The organism is Aeromicrobium changchenzhani (assembly GCF_057586615.1).
This window is the reverse complement of record NZ_CM172480.1, coordinates 2,275,123-2,290,953: the sequence shown is the minus strand read 5'-3', so window position 1 is coordinate 2,290,953 and position 15,831 is coordinate 2,275,123. Positions and strand designations below refer to the sequence as shown.

The following is a 15,831-nucleotide window of genomic DNA, read 5'->3' as shown; positions in this document are numbered from 1 at the left end:
CTGGGTTTCTCAGGCGTGGGAGTGGAGTGGTTTGCCAGCGAGCGCCAAAGCCGCTTCGCCAAGCGCTTCGTTCTGCGTCGGGTGCGCGTGGATGAACTGAGCGACATCCTCGGGGAACGCCTCCCAGTTGACCATGAGCGAGGCCTCGCCGACCTGCTCGCCATAGCGGGAACCGATCATGTGAACGCCGACGATCGGGCCGTCCTTCTCACGTACGAGTTTGACGATTCCGGCGGTCTGGAGGATCTGGCTCTTGCCGTTGCCACCGAGGTTGTACTCGTAGGTGTCAACATCGCCGTATTTCTCGCGCGCCTGCGGTTCGGTCAGACCGACCGAAGCAACCTCGGGCTCGCAGTAGGTGACACGCGGGATACCGGAGTCGATAACCGGCATCGGTTTGAGGCCGGCGATCTCCTCGGCGACGAAAATTCCATGGGCGAAACCGCGGTGCGCCAGTTGGAGACCAGGAACCAGATCGCCGACCGCATAGACATTGGGAACGTTGGTGGCGAGTCGCTCATTGGCGAGCACCCAGCCACGTTCAGTCGCGATGCCCTGCTCCTCATAGCCGAGGTTGGCTGAGTTGGGTCCGCGGCCGACTGCAACGAGCACCAGATCGGTGTCGAGCGTCGAACCGTCTTCGAGTGTCACTTTGACGCCCGCATCGCTCTGTTCAACGCCGCTAAATTTGATGCCGGTCTTGAAGTTGATCTTGCGTTTTCTGAATGCGCGCTCGAGCTGTTTGGCGAGCGATGGATCTTCAAGCGGGATGAGAGTCGGCAGACCTTCGATGATCGTGACATCGGCGCCGAACGACTTCCATACCGAAGCGAACTCCACGCCGATGACACTGCCGCCGATGATGACAACGTTCTGGGGGACTTCGCTCATGCCGAGCGCCTCGTCACTGGTGACGACGCGGCCGCCAATCTCGAGGCCAGGAAGAGTGCGGGCATACGAGCCGGTCGCCAATACAATATTTTTGCCGGTGTAGCGCTCGCCGTTGACCTCGACGGCGTCTGTGGCGACGAGTTTGCCTTCGCCTTCAACGACCGTGATGCCGCCGGCCTTGATAAGACCCTGCAGACCCTTGTACATACGGGCGACGATGCCGTCTTTGTAAGCATTGACGCCGGCCATGTCGATGCCGTCGAACGTCGCCTTGACGCCGAAATTGCTCGACTCGCGCGCTGCATCCGCGACTTCAGCCGCGTGCAACAGCGCCTTGGTGGGGATGCAGCCGTTGTGGAGGCAGGTGCCGCCCAGCTTTCCCTTTTCGATCAGGGCCACACTCTGACCCAATTGGACCGCTCTCAAGGCGCAGGCATATCCGCCACTGCCGCCACCCAGAATCACGATGTCAAAGTTGTTGCTGGCGCCGTCCGCCACCTTGGCCTCCCGTGTCAAATGCCTTCGCAGTTCATCTTGTCACTTGAGTCAAGTCACAAACATTCGGGGGGACTTGCACAGGGGACGGTCTTGCGGCCGGCTGTGGGGCGTCGGGCACACTTGGTTTCATGGCGAAGTTCAAGAAGAAGAAAAATACCCGCACCGAAGGTGGCGCGAAGGTGTCCGATCGGGATGCCACGCGTGCCGACATGCAGCAGTTGATTGACTTCACCGCATCGCGCAAAGGGGTTGAGGCTTTTATCGAGCCCAAGACTTCGGTCACCCAGACGACGGTTGTCCTCGTGGCTTCCGATGGCGAATGGACCCGTCGCCGGGTTGCCTCGCCGCAGGACGCTCTTGCCTTGGCAAAAAAGCTCGAAATTCCGTGCTACGACGCCAACCGGGTCGGCTATCCGCAACGTATGCGCGACTTCAACGTCCGACAGGCACAAGCAAAATCGTCCAGCTCGACCACAGCCACTGCCAAGCCCCAATCGGTGCAGTCGCCTAAGGAACTTGCCGCGATCATGACGCTTGAGTCGATCGCGCACGCTGACCCGTTGCCCGACAATCCGTCGAATGATGACCTCGAACGGCTGTGGAAACGCGCCCGCGCGGCCGCCCACCCGGACCGTACCGGCGGCGATCGGTCACAGTGGGACAAGGCCGAAGAAGCTGCCCGCGCGCTCGGCCTCGAAGCCTGAGACCGGCTCAGTCCTCGGCAATCTCCGTCGCGAGCTGGATAAGCGTACGGACGCTTGAACCCGTTCCGCCGACCGGCGTGTAGTCATAGGCAGTGCCGTCGTTGAAGGACGGTCCAGCGATGTCCAGGTGTACCCACGGGTAGTCGCCGACGAATTCGCGCAGGAAAGCCGCTGCGAACAGCGTTCCACCATATGGTTTGGGATTGTGCTGACGCAGATCGGCAAGACTTGATGACCGGACCGTGGCCTTCATCTCCTCGGTGATCGGCAACGGCCACATGGACTCACCTGCCGTACGCGACGCAGCGAAGACCTGTTCGGCCAGCTCGTCATTGTTGGTCAGAATGCCCGACGTACGCAGGCCGAGTGCGACCATGCAGGCGCCGGTCAAGGTTGCGACGTCGACGATCAGATCGGGCTTCTCCTCAACTGCGAGCGATAATCCGTCGGCAAGCACCAGTCGGCCTTCGGCGTCGGTGTTGTGGACCTCAACAGTCTGGCCATCGCGGATCGTCAGAACATCGCCGGGGCGAGTCGCATCACCACTGGGCATGTTTTCGGCGATGCAGGCGAATGCGGTGACGCGGATCGGTAGTTCAAGTTCGGCGATTGCCGACATGGCGGCGACGATCGACGCCGCGCCAGCCATGTCGAGTTTCATCGTCTGCATCGAGGCACCAGGTTTGATCGAGAGTCCGCCCGAATCGAAGGTGATGCCCTTGCCGACCAAGGCGAGATGTTTGCTGGCACCGCTGGGGGAGTAGGTCATTTTGACCAGACGTGGCGGGACGCTCGAGCCACGCCCGACGCCGAGGATGCCGCCGCAGTGTTCCTTCTCGAGTCGCTTCTCATCCCAAATCTCGACCTTGACGCCGGTGGGCGCGTGCGCGTCGATTTGGCGGGCGAACTCCGGCGGACGGAGATCGCCGGGCGCGGTGTTGACCCAATCGCGGGCCTGATTGACCGCGGCTGCGACCGTCACGGCGCGTTCGACGGCCTTGGTCGACGTGGTCTTGCGTGCGAATGCGGTGATGATGACCGCGCTCTTGACGACCTTGGGGGCCTTCGCGCCCTTCTTCTTGGTCTTGTAACGGTCGAATGCGTAAGCGCCGAGCTCGAGCCCTTCCGCGACCGCAGCGATGTCATCGATGCCCGCAGGATGCAGGTCGACCACGACCGTCGCGGTGCCCTTGGCGGCCTTGAGACCCCGGGCGGCGGCGCGGCGTAGATCCTCACCGGTTGGCGCAGCGGGCAAACCGACTGCCACCACGAGGCCAGCCTTCGACGTACCGCCCGAAGGGAACGTCACGACCTGGCCGTCATCACCGGTGAAGCCGAGAACCTTGAGGTGGTCAGCGAATTCGCCGGCATCATCGTCATTTCGGATACCGAGGATGAGCGCATCGGCCCGGGTAGTCAATGGATTGGTGGAACTGAGTGTCAGTGCAGGCATGATCACCACTCTAGCCACGTCCGAAATCGCTCTCGGTATACGTTGGTCCTCATGAACTTGTTGCATTCGCCACTCCACGATCGACATGTTGAGTTGGGCGCAAAATTCGCAGAATTTGGTGGCTGGGAAATGCCGCTCGAGTACGCCGGCGGCGGAGTTCTCGCCGAACACAAGGCAGTACGCGAAGCGGTTGGCCTTTTCGATGTCAGCCATCTGGGCAAAGCGCTTGTACGGGGCACCGGAGCGGCCGATTTCGTCAATCAATGTTTTACCAATGATTTGGACAAAATCGACAGCGGCAAGGCGCAATACACCCTCTGCTGTGATGAGAATGGCGGCACAGTTGATGACCTGATTGCCTACCTGCGTTCGCCGTTTGAGGTATTCCTCATCCCAAACGCCAACAACACGACCGAGGTCGTCGCACGGCTCGTCGCACAGGCGCCCGAAGGCGTCGAGGTGATCAACCAGCACCGCGACTTCGCCGTGCTTGCTGTGCAGGGGCCATTCAGCGATGACGTGTTCGATGCGTTGGGGCTGCCGACCGATCACGACTACATGTCATTTGTTGACGGTGAGGTTGCCGGCCAGAAGTTAACGGTGTGTCGTACCGGCTACACCGGTGAGCGTGGCTATGAACTCGTCGTCCCGACAGATGGCGCCATTGCGGTGTGGGATGCGGTCATGGCGGCGGGTGAGCAGTTCGGCATACGTGCCTGCGGTCTCGGCGCGCGCGACACGCTTCGTACCGAGATGGGCTATTCATTGCATGGCCATGAACTGTCGTTGGAAATCAGTCCAGTCATGGCGCGCGCCGGGTGGGCTGTCGGTTGGAAGAAACCGATGTTCTGGGGAAAGTCCGCGCTCGAACAACAGCGCGCTGAGAAGACCGTGCGCACGGTTCGCGGACTGGCCGCGCAGGGTCGGGGAATCCCCCGACCGGGTATGGCTGTTGTGGACGCCGCCGGTTCCGAGCTTGGCGAAATAACCTCGGGAACGTTCTCGCCAACGCTGCGACAGGGGATCGCGCTGGCGCTGCTCAACCCGGGTGTTGCCGATGGCACGACCGTGACAGTTGATGTCCGTGGCCGTCAGGAATCGTTCACCGTGACCAAACCACCCTTCGTTCAACCGTCGACACGAGAGGCTTAGCCATGGCATGGATCTGGACATACGAAAAGAGCGACAACACGGTCACTGGCCGCTCTGAAGAGTTCGAGAGCCGCGGCGATGCCGAATCGTGGGTTGGCGAAGCATTCGGTGATCTGCTCGGTGAGGGCATCGATCAAGTGCGGTTATTCGATGGCGAGGCCGAGATCTATGGCCCGATGAGCCTGCACGCCGAATAGCTACTGTCCCCAAGATTTGGCGGTTTTAGTGCCGAAATTCAAGAATTATGGCGCAGAAACGGGATGATTTCGGCCAAATCTTGATCAGCTGGGACGGCTTTTCATCGTCTGCTCGCTGGTCAGGGCGGGATCGGCCACAACGATGTCGCCGAGGGCATTGTCGATGGCGGCCATGACATCGGCTTCGAGCTTGACGCCGGAAGCCTTGGCGTTCTCGGTGACCTGCTCGGGCCGTGATGCGCCGATAATGGCGGCCGACACATTCGTGTTCTGCAACACCCACGCAACCGCCAACTGAGCCATCGAGAGCCCGACTCCATCCGCGATCGGTCGAAGTTTTGCGACCCGTTCGAGCGTCGTATCGGTCATGAACCCGCGGACAAAATCGGCCCCGCCAGCGGTATCGGTGGCGCGTGATCCGGCCGGGGGCGCCTGACCAGCCGCGTATTTGCCAGTCAGGACGCCTTGGGCGACCGGCGACCATACGATCTGGCCGATGCCGAGCTCTGCACTTGTCGGGACGACTTCGCCTTCGATGACCCGCCACAGCATTGAATATTGCGGCTGGCTCGAGACCAACGGAATGTGGAGATCGCGGGCGAGCGCGTGGGCACGGCGAATCTGATCGGCGGTCCATTCCGAGACGCCGATGTAGTGGGCACGACCCGAGTGCACGACGTCAGCGAACGCTTCCATCGTCTCCTCGAGCGGCGTCTCAATATCAAAACGGTGTGCTTGATAAAGATCCACGTAGTCGGTCTGGAGGCGTTTGAGCGATGCGTCGATCGACTCGAGGATGTGCTTGCGGGAGAGGCCCGAGTCGTTGTGGCCCTTGTTGTTGGTCGGCCAATAGACCTTCGTGAAGATCTCCAGGTCCTGGCGGGGCTGGCCCTTAAGTGCGCGACCAAGGATTGCTTCGGCCTTTGTGTTGGCGTAGGCGTCGGATGTGTCGAAGGAGGTAATGCCTTCATCGAGTGCCTGCTTCACACAGGCATGCGCCGCATCCTCCTCGACCTGCGAACCATGGGTGACCCAGTTGCCGTAGGCAATCTCGGAGATTTTTAGACCACTGCTGCCAAGATGACGATATTCCATGGCTTCACACTATGACGCGAAGTCAACCAATCAAGAGTGGAACGAAAAGATTCAGTAACGGTCTTTGAGCTTCTCGCCGCGCTTGACCTGAACCTTCGGCATCCGAAACCGCCGCAGTTGGCTGGTGCGCAGGACCGAATAGGCGACCGCGCCACGGGTGGCATCGGGTTCGAAGCGAGCACGCAACTCCTTTTTGAGCCCGCGCACCATGAACACTTCATCAACGGTGGTGCCTAGAATGACCGCGACCCACAGCACGACTGTCAGGAGCCCGGCCCAAGCCTGACCCGCGAATATGCTGAAGAACAAAATGACAACAAGGGCCGGCAGGAGAACCTCAGCCAAGTTGAAACGGCTGTCGACATAGTCGCGACAGAACCGTCGTACTGGCCCGGCTTCACGCGGCGGCAGGTGACGATCATCGGTGCCGGTGCGCATCGCCTCGCGAGCCCGTGCCCGGGCGGCATCGCGCGCCACCCGTTGCTTCTTAGACTGTTCCTTGCGGGTCCCAGCGTTCTTCATCTGCTTCTTGCGGGCCGCTTCGGCTTCTTTGCGAGTGGGGGTTGCGCGACCTTTTCCAGTCGGCGAGTTCGGCTTGTCTACCACCCTCGCAACCCTACCCGTAGGCTTACCAGCATGAGCATCTGGAAGCGCATCCTGCGGATCTTCCGCTCCCGTAAGCATCGTGATGTCGACGATATCGAGGCATTGCGCGGGACTTTGGATTCGAGTTATCGCAAGCAGACCGAGCTGCTGCAGCGAGTACGTCGTGGGGTTGCGGACGTCGTGACGAGCCGCAAACGCGTCGAACTGCAGATCGCCCAACTTCGTCAGCAGTCCCAGCAGTTCGATGCTGTCGCGCGCACGGCGGTGGCCAACGGCAACGACGATGATGCGCGTGACGCGCTGACCCGCAAGGTGACGCTCGACAAGACAATTGAGGGCCTTGAGCAGCAACATGATGGGCTCAAGACTGAAGCGGGCAAACTGGAGGATTCGGCACGGGAGATCCAGACCAAAGTCGAGGAGTTCCGGCTGCGCAAGGACACGCTGACCGCGCGCCAGACTGCGGCTGCGGCGCGTGCTGAGATCAACAGCGCGACGACGGGCATTTCCTCGCGTATGGGAGAAGTCGGCCAAGCGATCGAATCGGCCGAACAACGAACCCGCGAACTTGAGGCGCACGCTGATGCGGTGGATGAACTTGTTGCTGAGGGTGTCATCACCGGACCGGGCAGCAACGTCCACTCCAGTGCGGCCTTCGACCGGCAATTCGACCAACTGAGTGCCACGACCGATTTTGATTCGAGCAGCGTCGACCGAGAACTCGAAGCGATCAAATCGGCCGGGGGAGGCAACGATGGCCAAGACTCGGTTCAGAAGTGATCGTGGTCTGACCCTGCGAATGGGCGGTGTCGGTCTTGGCCTCGGCGCCCTGTATGTCGCCTTCGGTGTTCTCCTGATCAACTACTCAGGCGCGATTTTCGGCATCGTCATCACTGCGGGCTTTGCGTGGGGTCAATGGTACTTCTCCGACAGCCTCGCACTTAAATCAATCGGAGCGAAGCAAGTCAGCCCCGAACAAGCACCGGAACTACACGGCATGATCGACCGACTCTGCGCTCTGGCGGACATGCCGAAACCACGAGTCGCTGTCGCCGTCACCGACATGCCCAATGCCTTCGCAACCGGCCGTTCGCCCAAGCATTCCTCGATCTGCGTGACAACCGGCATCCTGCAGCGCCTCGACGCCGACGAGCTTGAAGGCGTTCTTGCGCACGAGTTATCGCATGTCGCCAACCGCGACGTTTCGGTCATGACCGTCGCGTCCTCGCTTGGCCTGCTGGCCGGCTTCATCACGCGCTGGGGAATGTATTTCGGTGGCGGCAGCAGCCGAAACCGCAACAACAATGGGGGCCCGGCGTTTATCGTTGTGTTTCTCGTCAGCATGGCCGTCTATGCAGTGAGCTTCATTCTTACCCGAACGCTGTCGCGATACCGCGAGTTGAGTGCGGATCGCAGCGGTGCCTATCTAACTGGCCGGCCGTCCAAGTTGTCCTCTGCGCTGGTCAAGATCTCCGGTGACATGGCGCGCATACCCAACAGGGATCTGCGTGATGCGGCCGGACTCAACGCGTTCTTCATCGCGCCCGCAATCAACCATGAGTCGATGGGTGCGCTGTTCTCCACCCACCCATCGCTGGAAAAGCGGCTTGAGCAACTCGCCGAAGTATCGGCCGATCTCTCCGAACAGGTCTGAGCACACATGGGAATTTTCGACGCGATACTCGGCCGCAGCAAACCTGCCGTCGCCAACTTGGATGTTTTGTTCGCGGTCCCGCAGGCAGCGCTGTCTTTGCAGACCCAGGGCTTTACCTTCGCGGGCCTCGGCGCGGTTTGTTATCGACCGGCGGAGGGTGCGGCCTTCACGAAGGTGGAGGCCGACGCCGAAGCGTTGCTCAAAGCCGAGGACGGTGCGACGGTCAACCGTAGCGATGACCAGTTTGGATTTCGTTGGCAGTCGCTGGCCCACGCCACGGACGACGTTTCGGGGCTCGTGACCGATCTGCACGCGGTCAACTCATCGCTCAACGATGCGGGTTTCGGCACTGCGCTGCTGTGTTCAACGATCAACTTTCTGACCGCCGACCACAGGGCATTTGCGTTGGTCTACCTCTACAAACAAGGCACGTTCTATCCCTTCGCCCCCGACGGTACGGAGCGCCGTGACAATGCGCTCGAACTCCGACTCAAAGGCATCATCGCCGACGATATTCCGATTGAGCCGCAACTCAATCGTTGGCTCGCCATCTGGGGCGCACCCGGACTTTGATACGGGTTAGATTGGTGGGGTGACTTTTGACTCCCTGACCACCGACCAAATTCAGTCGCTGTTCGATGAACAGACCGATGCGTACCGGACGTTGCAAAATTCCGGGCTCAAACTCGATCTGACCCGCGGCAAGCCGTCACCGGAGCAGTTGGATCTGTCCAATGAACTTCTCACGTTGCCTGGTGCCGATAATTTTAAAGACGCTGCTGGCGTCGACACCCGTAACTACGGCGGGCTCAGCGGACTCCATGAACTCCGCGAGATCTTCGCCGAAATCATGCAGGTTCCGACCGATCAAATCGTCGCCGGTGAGAATGCCAGCCTCGCGATGATGCACGATATTCTGGTCCACGCGATCCTCCACGGCACACCTGATTCGCTCAAACCGTGGGGCAAAGAAGACGTCGTCAAATTTATCTGCCCGGTGCCCGGCTACGATCGCCATTTTGCGCTCACCGAACAATTCGGCATCGAGATGATCACCGTGCCGCTCAACGACGATGGTCCTGACATGAACGCTGTTCGCGCGCTCGTCGCCGATCCGCAGGTCAAGGGAATTTGGCTCGTACCGACATACGGCAACCCATCGGGCGCTGTCGTCAGCGAAGCGATCGCCGCCGAACTCGCAGCAATGGAGACCGCTGCGCCGGATTTCGCGATTATGTGGGACAACGCGTATGCGGTTCACCACCTGACCGAGGAGCAGACCAAGACCGCCGACATCCTTGGCCTGGCAACCGCATCGGGCCACCCCAATCGGCCATTCATCTTTGCCTCAACTTCGAAGATCACTTTCGCTGGCAGTGGCGTCTGTTTCTTGGGCGGATCGGTCGAGAACATCAAGTGGTACCTGCGGCATCTGGCCAAACGCACGATCGGCCCGGACAAAATAAACCACCTGCGGCATGCGCGCTATCTGAAGAGTGCCGACGGCGTGCACGCCCTGATGGACAAGCACCGCGCGATTCTCGCACCCAAATTTGAGACCGTCACCTCGATCCTCGCGGCGCGGCTCGGCTCCTACGACGTCGCAAAATGGACCAACCCCAAGGGCGGCTATTTCGTAAGCCTCGACGTGGCCGATGGCACCGCCGATCGGGTCGTCCAGTTGTGCCGGGAGGCAGGCATCGCGATGACTCCGGCGGGCGCCTCGTTCCCGCACGGCGACGACCCCAACGACCGCAACATTCGGATTGCGCCGTCATTCCCATCACCCGATGACCTGTCGGTCGCGATCGACGGCTTGGCGACCTGCGTCCTGCTCGCCGCGGCTGAGCACGCGCTTGCTGTGAACTGAATGCGGGTCCTGATCGCGCCGGACAAATTTGCCGGCACACTTACGGCTTTCGAAGCTGCCCGCGCGATCGCCGAAGGCTGGGCCCAGACCGCGCCCGACGATGTATTGACGTTGGCGCCGATGGCCGATGGCGGGCCGGGTTTTGTCGATGTATTGGCCCAGTCGCTTGACGGTGACTTACTCGCCGCAACCGTACGCGGGCCGCTCGGCGTCGACGTGCCGTTGTCGATGTTCAAGATCGGCGACACAGTTCACATTGAGAGCGCCCAGGCTTGTGGGCTGGAATTGGTCGCCGAACGTCGCCCACTGGCGGCCAGTACGTTTGGCGTTGGCCAGGCTCTTATGGCAGCGATCGCCGCGGGCGCACGCTCAATCGTGATTGGTCTGGGCGGTAGTGCGACCAACGATGGCGGAGCCGGTATGTTGGCCGCGCTCGGCGCCACTGCTGACGTTCCGCTGGACCAAGGGCCCGAGGGTTTGGCCGGCGTGAGCAAGGTCGATCTGAGTGCGCCGCGCGCCGCGCTTGACGGCATCAGCCTGTTGGTCGCAACCGACGTGGATTTGCCGCTGTTGGGCATGTTCGGTGCCACCAAAACATTCGGGCCGCAAAAGGGGCTCTCCGATGCGGACATTATCCGCGTCGACGGGCTGCTCGACCGCTTCGTGGAGGTTACAGCAGGCTCCACGCCATCGGAGCGGGCGTCCGCCGATGTCAAGGGCGCTGGCGCGGCCGGTGGGCTCGGCTTTGCGCTGCTGTTATTGGGTGCTGAACGAATCTCCGGGATCGATCTCGTTGCTGGCGCACTTGGCCTCGGTGAGAGCGCGACTCAGAATGATCTGGTCATCTCCGGAGAAGGCTCATATGACTTCTCCTCCCGCGCCGGCAAAGTCGTATTTGGTGTCGCAGCGGCGGCGGGCGCTGCGGCCCGCCCCTGCATCGTCTTGGCCGGCCGAGTTGACGTCGGAGCCCGAGAAATGCGCGCCATGGGCGTGGAATCGGCCTATTCGATGACTGATTTGGTGGGGGAGGAGCAGTCACTTAACAATCCGCAATCCAGCCTTGCCACACTCGCCGCACGCGTTGCGCGTTCGTGGTCGGGATAAATGATGCGTACCATGGAATCAATTCGTCATGAGGGGTGTTGTAGCCCAGTGACGAGCCCACGAACAGGGAGAAGCACACATGACAGCCGACAGCACAACGCAGGCCGCACAGACCGCCATCGACGGTGTATCGATCACCCCCGGCGCTGCAGCGAAGGTTTCCAGCCTGCTCGCACAAGAAGGTCGCGACGATCTCGCACTGCGCATTGCCGTTCAGCCCGGTGGCTGCTCGGGCCTGCGCTACCAACTCTTTTTCGACGAACGCTCGCTTGACGGCGACGAAATCAAAGACTTTGACGGCGTCAAAGTTGTTGTCGACCGGATGAGCCTGCCCTATCTTGGCGGCGCCACGATCGACTTCGTCGACACGATCGAGAAGCAAGGTTTCACGATCGACAACCCCGCAGCGAGCAGTTCTTGCGCCTGCGGAGACTCATTCCACTAGGTTCCACTAGGCAAACCCAAACTTTTGGGAGTCAGATCCCCTTCGCGATACGACATCGCGGAGGGGATCGCCTATTGTGTTCCTCGTGCATATTGCAGTTGCCGGTTCGGTTGCGACCGACCATCTCATGACCTTTCAGGGAAAATTCGCCGATTCGCTGGTCCCCGACCAGCTCGACAAGCTTGCGCTGTCGTTCCTCGTCGATGATCTTGACATCCGCCGCGGCGGATGCGGAGCCAACATCGCGTTCGGATTGGCCGCACTCGGCCACCGCCCGGTGCTTGTCGCATCGGTGGGGAATGACTTCGAGGATCTCGGCTATCGGACATGGCTGAGCGATTCGGGCGTCGACTGCGATCACCTGTATGTGTCGCAGACTCTGCACACTGCCCGTTGCACGATCACGACCGATGATTCACACGCCCAGATCGTGACGTTCTATGCCGGCGCGATGGGCGACGCGCGCCATATCGACCTAGCTGCGCTCAATCAGGAGCTCGGCGGACTTGACCTCGTCCTAATCGGTCCTGATGACCCCGAGGGGATGCTCCGACATACCAACACCTGCCGTGAACTCGGGCTTCCATTTGCGGCTGATCCTTCGCAACAACTCGCCTGGGCCGACGGCGAGATGATCCGCCAACTGATCGACGGCGCCACGTACCTGTTCAGCAACGATTACGAAGCCGCGCTGATCGAAAAGAAGACTGGTTGGTCGACCGCTGACGTTCAGTCGCACGTTGACACCCGGGTGATGACGCGTGGGGCTGCTGGTGTCAGCGTTTATACCGCCGACGGCGCAGAAATTTTCGTTGCGGCTATCGATGGCATCCTGGCGATCGATCCGACCGGCGTCGGTGACAGTTTCCGTGCCGGCTTCTTGGCCGCTGTCGCTGCTGATTTGCCGCTCGAACGTGCTGCGCAGGTCGGCTGCACGATCGCCGCGAGCGTCGTGGAAACCAAGGGAACTCAGGAGTATGTTCTTGAGCGCGAATCCTTCCTCAAACGCTTCAGCACCGCGTACGGCCAAGCCGCTGCCAGTGACGTCACTGCCGCGCTCACGATCGGATGAGAATGCTTAGCCAACACAGCCTGACCTCAGCATTACTCCGGTCACCGGCTGGAGTATGGTGCTGATGTCATCAATTGCCTGTCTTAAGCCAGAAAGGCGCCTCGTGGGTCGGATGAAATTGGCGATGGTCGTCATCGCCACCGTCGTATTAAGCGGCTGCTCCCCAGTCGACGATCATGATTTGAAACGATTGGCCTTGCCAATCGCTGCGAGCGATCGTTCACAAGCAATGTGGAATCTATGGCTTGGTGCCTGGATTTCTGTGCTCGTGGTGTTCTTGTTGGTGTTCGGCCTGATCGTCTGGTCGATTTTCCGCTATCGCCGTCGCAGTGACGACGAAGTCCCTGATCAGGTGCGCTACAACCTGCCGATCGAGGCGCTCTACACGATCGGCCCGGTCATCATCGTGGCGATCTTCTTCTTCCATACGGTGACATCGCAGAATGAAATGCGTGCCAAAGTTGACAACCCGGACCACACGGTCACGGTCGTCGGCAGCAAGTGGCAATGGTCCTTTGACTACGTCAAAGAAGGCGCTGTGGATGGCGATTCAGTCTTCGAGTCTGGCACGCCTGAACACCCGGCGAACCTTTATCTGACGGTGGGCGAATCCGTACGTTTTGATCTTAAGTCGCCCGATGTGATTCATTCGTTCTGGATCCCTGAGTTCTACTTTAAACTTGACGTCATTCCCGGCAAGGTCAATTCTTTCGATATGACGCCGACCCGTGAGGGCACTTTCACTGGCCGTTGTGCCGAGTTATGCGGCCTTTATCACTCGCGCATGATTTTCAAGGTGCACGTGGTTTCCCGTGCAGAGTTCGACAAGCACATAGTCGACCTCAAGACCCAAGGCAATGTCGGCGAGCCGGTGGGTGCAGCCGAAGCTGACAGGATTGCTGGCCTTGCCGAGCCCAAGAGTGGAGCTGAGAACTGATGGTTGATGCGACAGCAAATTTTGATGCGCAATCGGTACCGGTAGAAAAGACCATCGGCCAGCGGATCGTCAAGGTCATTACGACCACGGACCACAAGGTCATTGGCAATCTCTACTTCGTGACCACATTCGTCTTCTTCATTATCGGCGGCATCCTCGCGCTGATGATCCGTGCCGAGCTCGCCCGTCCGGGTATGCAGTTCGTCGATGACGACACCTACAACCAGCTGTTCACGATGCACGGCACGATTATGCTGTTGATGTTCGCGACGCCGCTGTTCTTTGGCTTCGCAAACGCCATCATGCCGCTGCAGATCGGTGCGCCGGATGTGGCATTCCCGCGGCTCAACATGTTCAGTTATTGGCTCTACCTGTTCGGCAGCACTATCGTCGTTTCAGGCTTTTTGGTTCCTGGTGGAGCGGCGAGCTTTGGTTGGTTCGCCTATGCGCCACTGAGCGACACAGTCAACTCACCAGGAATTGGCGGTGACCTGTGGGTCATGGGCCTGTGGATGTCAGGGCTTGGCACAATTTTGGGTGCGGTCAACTTCATCACCACAGTCTTCACGATGCGCGCACCAGGCATGACGATGTTCCGGATGCCGATCTTCACTTGGAATACGTTGGTTACCGCTCTGCTCTCGTTGATCGTGTTCCCGATCTTCGGTGCCGCTTTGCTGGCGCTGGAAGCTGATCGAAGACTCGGTGCCCATGTGTTCGACCCTGCCAATGGCGGGCCGATTCTCTGGCAGCATTTGTTCTGGTTCTTCGGACACCCAGAGGTCTACATCATCGCTCTGCCGTTCTTCGGCATCGTCACCGAAGTCCTCCCGGTATTCTCCCGCAAGCCGGTCTTCGGCTACGTCGGACTTGTCGGTGCGACGTTGTCGATCGCTGCACTTTCGGTCGCGGTCTGGGCGCACCACATGTTCGCCACCGGTTCGGTTGATCTCGCATTCTTCTCCTTCATGACATTCTTAATCGCCGTGCCCACGGGAGTGAAGTTCTTCAACTGGATTGGCACGCTGTGGGGCGGCTCGCTGTCCTTCGACACCCCGATGCTGTTCTCGCTTGGCTTTTTGGTCACCTTCCTGTTCGGCGGCCTGACCGGTGTGGTGCTCGCGTCGCCCACACTTGACTTCCAAGTAACGGACACGTATTTTGTCGTGGCGCACTTCCACTATGTGGTGTTCGGCACCGTCGTGTTCGCGATGTTCGCCGGATACTATTTCTGGTGGCCGAAATTCACCGGCCGTATGCTCAACGAGCGGCTCGGCAAGATTCACTTCTGGCTATTGTTCGTCGGTTTCCATATGACGTTCCTCGTCCAGCACTGGCTCGGCGTCGAGGGCTTCCCGCGTCGCTACGCCGACTACTCACCCAGCGACGGATTCACGACACTCAACGAGATTTCTTCGATCGGTGCCTTCTTGCTGGGTGCGTCGACGCTGCCCTTCATTTACAACGTCTGGAAGTCGCGCCGTGGGCCACTGGTCGGACTAGACGACCCATGGGGCTGGGGCCGGTCACTCGAATGGGCGACGTCATCGCCGCCGCCGCGGCACAACTTCGAATCGTTACCGCGGATCCGCTCCGAAAGTCCTGCTTTCGATCTGCACCATCCGGAAATCTCTGAACTCCAACTGCTAGACAACTCTGAGCACGATGAAATCAGAGAGTTGACCAGCACGATGAAGCACATCTCCAAGGACGGTGCGAAAGAATGAAGTCCGAAACATGGGTCATGATCGCTGTCGGCGTGTTCTTCGCGGTGCTTGCGCCCATCTATTGGCTCGCGAGCGAAGATCCCACCGGCACCGTGGCGCTGACGATGACGGCCCTACTCTGCGCGCTAACGGGCTTTTACTTGGCCGTTGTGTCCAAGCAGATCCCCGAGCGTCCCGAGGACCGCAATGACGGCGAAATCGCCGACGGCGCGGGTGAACAAGGCTTCTTTCCGCCGTACAGCTGGTGGCCGCTGTTCGGCGCCATGGCACTCGGCATGGTTGTTGTCGGCGTTGCCGTTGGCTGGTGGCTGTTCATCATCGGCCTTGGCATTGGTGCGATCTGTGTTATGGGATGGGTCTTTGAGTACTACCGGGGCATCCACGCGCACTGAGCCTGTCGATTTCGCATGATCGTCGTCACCGCGT

The 15,831-nt window shown here is 60.2% G+C and carries 17 protein-coding genes; 13 read left to right on the top strand and 4 right to left on the bottom strand.

Annotated features, from left to right (window positions below; translation table 11 throughout):
• Nucleotides 1-9: 9 nt before the first annotated feature.
• Nucleotides 10-1,389, bottom strand: a complete 1,380-nt coding sequence (lpdA, locus tag AC2YB9_RS11570) for a dihydrolipoyl dehydrogenase (RefSeq protein WP_487265497.1) — start codon at nt 1,387-1,389, stop codon at nt 10-12.
• 128 nt (nt 1,390-1,517) lie between these two features.
• On the opposite strand from lpdA, the gene AC2YB9_RS11565 reads away from it, so the two are divergent.
• Nucleotides 1,518-2,093: a hypothetical protein gene (locus AC2YB9_RS11565; RefSeq protein WP_487265496.1), complete on the top strand. Its 576-nt coding sequence runs from the start codon at nt 1,518-1,520 to the stop codon at nt 2,091-2,093.
• A 7-nt stretch (nt 2,094-2,100) separates the two neighbouring features.
• Here AC2YB9_RS11565 and AC2YB9_RS11560 read toward each other — a convergent pair whose 3' ends face one another.
• Nucleotides 2,101-3,546 carry a leucyl aminopeptidase gene (locus AC2YB9_RS11560; protein WP_487265495.1) on the bottom strand — a complete coding sequence of 482 codons (1,446 nt, stop codon included), beginning with the start codon at nt 3,544-3,546 and terminating at the stop codon, nt 2,101-2,103.
• A gap of 51 nt (nt 3,547-3,597) precedes the next feature.
• Between AC2YB9_RS11560 and gcvT the strand changes: the two genes are divergently transcribed.
• Nucleotides 3,598-4,698: a glycine cleavage system aminomethyltransferase GcvT gene (gene gcvT, locus AC2YB9_RS11555; protein WP_487265494.1), complete on the top strand. Its 1,101-nt coding sequence runs from the start codon at nt 3,598-3,600 to the stop codon at nt 4,696-4,698.
• Between the two features lie 2 nt (nt 4,699-4,700).
• Nucleotides 4,701-4,895, top strand: coding sequence for a hypothetical protein (locus AC2YB9_RS11550; RefSeq protein ID WP_487265493.1), 195 nt, complete (start codon nt 4,701-4,703; stop codon nt 4,893-4,895).
• A gap of 84 nt (nt 4,896-4,979) precedes the next feature.
• Here AC2YB9_RS11550 and AC2YB9_RS11545 read toward each other — a convergent pair whose 3' ends face one another.
• Together AC2YB9_RS11545 and AC2YB9_RS11540 are read right to left on the bottom strand one after the other, a co-directional pair.
• Complete coding sequence (locus tag AC2YB9_RS11545) at nt 4,980-5,990, bottom strand: aldo/keto reductase family protein (RefSeq protein ID WP_487265492.1); 1,011 nt, start codon at nt 5,988-5,990, stop codon at nt 4,980-4,982.
• Between the two features lie 51 nt (nt 5,991-6,041).
• Nucleotides 6,042-6,596 carry a DUF3043 domain-containing protein gene (locus AC2YB9_RS11540; protein WP_487265491.1) on the bottom strand — a complete coding sequence of 185 codons (555 nt, stop codon included), beginning with the start codon at nt 6,594-6,596 and terminating at the stop codon, nt 6,042-6,044.
• Nucleotides 6,597-6,626: 30 nt separating this feature from the next.
• Between AC2YB9_RS11540 and AC2YB9_RS11535 the strand changes: the two genes are divergently transcribed.
• From AC2YB9_RS11535 to AC2YB9_RS11490, 10 genes are all read left to right on the top strand, one after another.
• A complete protein-coding gene (locus AC2YB9_RS11535; RefSeq protein WP_487265490.1) occupies nt 6,627-7,376 on the top strand; it encodes a PspA/IM30 family protein in 750 nt (249 codons plus the stop codon).
• Nucleotides 7,351-8,250 carry a zinc metalloprotease HtpX gene (gene htpX, locus AC2YB9_RS11530; RefSeq protein ID WP_487265489.1) on the top strand — a complete coding sequence of 300 codons (900 nt, stop codon included), beginning with the start codon at nt 7,351-7,353 and terminating at the stop codon, nt 8,248-8,250. The genes AC2YB9_RS11535 and htpX overlap by 26 nt, the downstream gene beginning before the upstream one ends.
• Before the next feature lie 6 nt (nt 8,251-8,256).
• Nucleotides 8,257-8,823, top strand: a complete 567-nt coding sequence (gene pspAB, locus AC2YB9_RS11525) for a PspA-associated protein PspAB (protein ID WP_487265488.1) — start codon at nt 8,257-8,259, stop codon at nt 8,821-8,823.
• A 19-nt stretch (nt 8,824-8,842) separates the two neighbouring features.
• Complete coding sequence (locus tag AC2YB9_RS11520) at nt 8,843-10,120, top strand: aspartate aminotransferase type Ic (RefSeq protein ID WP_487265487.1); 1,278 nt, start codon at nt 8,843-8,845, stop codon at nt 10,118-10,120.
• Nucleotides 10,121-11,224, top strand: a complete 1,104-nt coding sequence (locus AC2YB9_RS11515) for a glycerate kinase family protein (RefSeq protein WP_487265486.1) — start codon at nt 10,121-10,123, stop codon at nt 11,222-11,224.
• Between the two features lie 79 nt (nt 11,225-11,303).
• The gene (locus AC2YB9_RS11510) at nt 11,304-11,669 is read left to right on the top strand and encodes a HesB/IscA family protein (protein WP_487265485.1); all 366 of its coding nucleotides are present in this window, start codon (nt 11,304-11,306) and stop codon (nt 11,667-11,669) included.
• An 85-nt stretch (nt 11,670-11,754) separates the two neighbouring features.
• Nucleotides 11,755-12,741, top strand: coding sequence for a carbohydrate kinase family protein (locus AC2YB9_RS11505; RefSeq protein WP_487265484.1), 987 nt, complete (start codon nt 11,755-11,757; stop codon nt 12,739-12,741).
• Between the two features lie 112 nt (nt 12,742-12,853).
• The gene (gene ctaC, locus AC2YB9_RS11500; protein WP_487268608.1) at nt 12,854-13,678 is read left to right on the top strand and encodes an aa3-type cytochrome oxidase subunit II; all 825 of its coding nucleotides are present in this window, start codon (nt 12,854-12,856) and stop codon (nt 13,676-13,678) included.
• Nucleotides 13,678-15,405, top strand: a complete 1,728-nt coding sequence (ctaD, locus tag AC2YB9_RS11495; protein WP_487265483.1) for an aa3-type cytochrome oxidase subunit I — start codon at nt 13,678-13,680, stop codon at nt 15,403-15,405. The genes ctaC and ctaD overlap by 1 nt, the downstream gene beginning before the upstream one ends.
• Nucleotides 15,402-15,797 (top strand): cytochrome c oxidase subunit 4, encoded by a 396-nt coding sequence (locus AC2YB9_RS11490; RefSeq protein ID WP_487265482.1) that lies wholly within the window; start codon nt 15,402-15,404, stop codon nt 15,795-15,797. The genes ctaD and AC2YB9_RS11490 overlap by 4 nt, the downstream gene beginning before the upstream one ends.
• The last annotated feature ends 34 nt before the right edge of the window (nt 15,798-15,831 follow it).

Excerpts from the sequence above, each read along its gene's own strand:
- AC2YB9_RS11565 (WP_487265496.1), top strand. The coding sequence starts at position 1,518 with ATGGCGAAGTTCAAGAAGAAGAAAAATACCCGCACCGAAGGTGGCGCG.
- AC2YB9_RS11560 (WP_487265495.1), bottom strand. The coding sequence starts at position 3,546 with ATGCCTGCACTGACACTCAGTTCCACCAATCCATTGACTACCCGGGCC.
- gcvT (WP_487265494.1), top strand. The coding sequence starts at position 3,598 with ATGAACTTGTTGCATTCGCCACTCCACGATCGACATGTTGAGTTGGGC.
- AC2YB9_RS11550 (WP_487265493.1), top strand. The coding sequence starts at position 4,701 with ATGGCATGGATCTGGACATACGAAAAGAGCGACAACACGGTCACTGGC.
- AC2YB9_RS11545 (WP_487265492.1), bottom strand. The coding sequence starts at position 5,990 with ATGGAATATCGTCATCTTGGCAGCAGTGGTCTAAAAATCTCCGAGATT.
- AC2YB9_RS11535 (WP_487265490.1), top strand. The coding sequence starts at position 6,627 with ATGAGCATCTGGAAGCGCATCCTGCGGATCTTCCGCTCCCGTAAGCAT.
- htpX (WP_487265489.1), top strand. The coding sequence starts at position 7,351 with ATGGCCAAGACTCGGTTCAGAAGTGATCGTGGTCTGACCCTGCGAATG.
- pspAB (WP_487265488.1), top strand. The coding sequence starts at position 8,257 with ATGGGAATTTTCGACGCGATACTCGGCCGCAGCAAACCTGCCGTCGCC.
- AC2YB9_RS11515 (WP_487265486.1), top strand. The coding sequence starts at position 10,121 with ATGCGGGTCCTGATCGCGCCGGACAAATTTGCCGGCACACTTACGGCT.
- AC2YB9_RS11510 (WP_487265485.1), top strand. The coding sequence starts at position 11,304 with ATGACAGCCGACAGCACAACGCAGGCCGCACAGACCGCCATCGACGGT.
- ctaC (WP_487268608.1), top strand. The coding sequence starts at position 12,854 with ATGAAATTGGCGATGGTCGTCATCGCCACCGTCGTATTAAGCGGCTGC.
- ctaD (WP_487265483.1), top strand. The coding sequence starts at position 13,678 with ATGGTTGATGCGACAGCAAATTTTGATGCGCAATCGGTACCGGTAGAA.
- AC2YB9_RS11490 (WP_487265482.1), top strand. The coding sequence starts at position 15,402 with ATGAAGTCCGAAACATGGGTCATGATCGCTGTCGGCGTGTTCTTCGCG.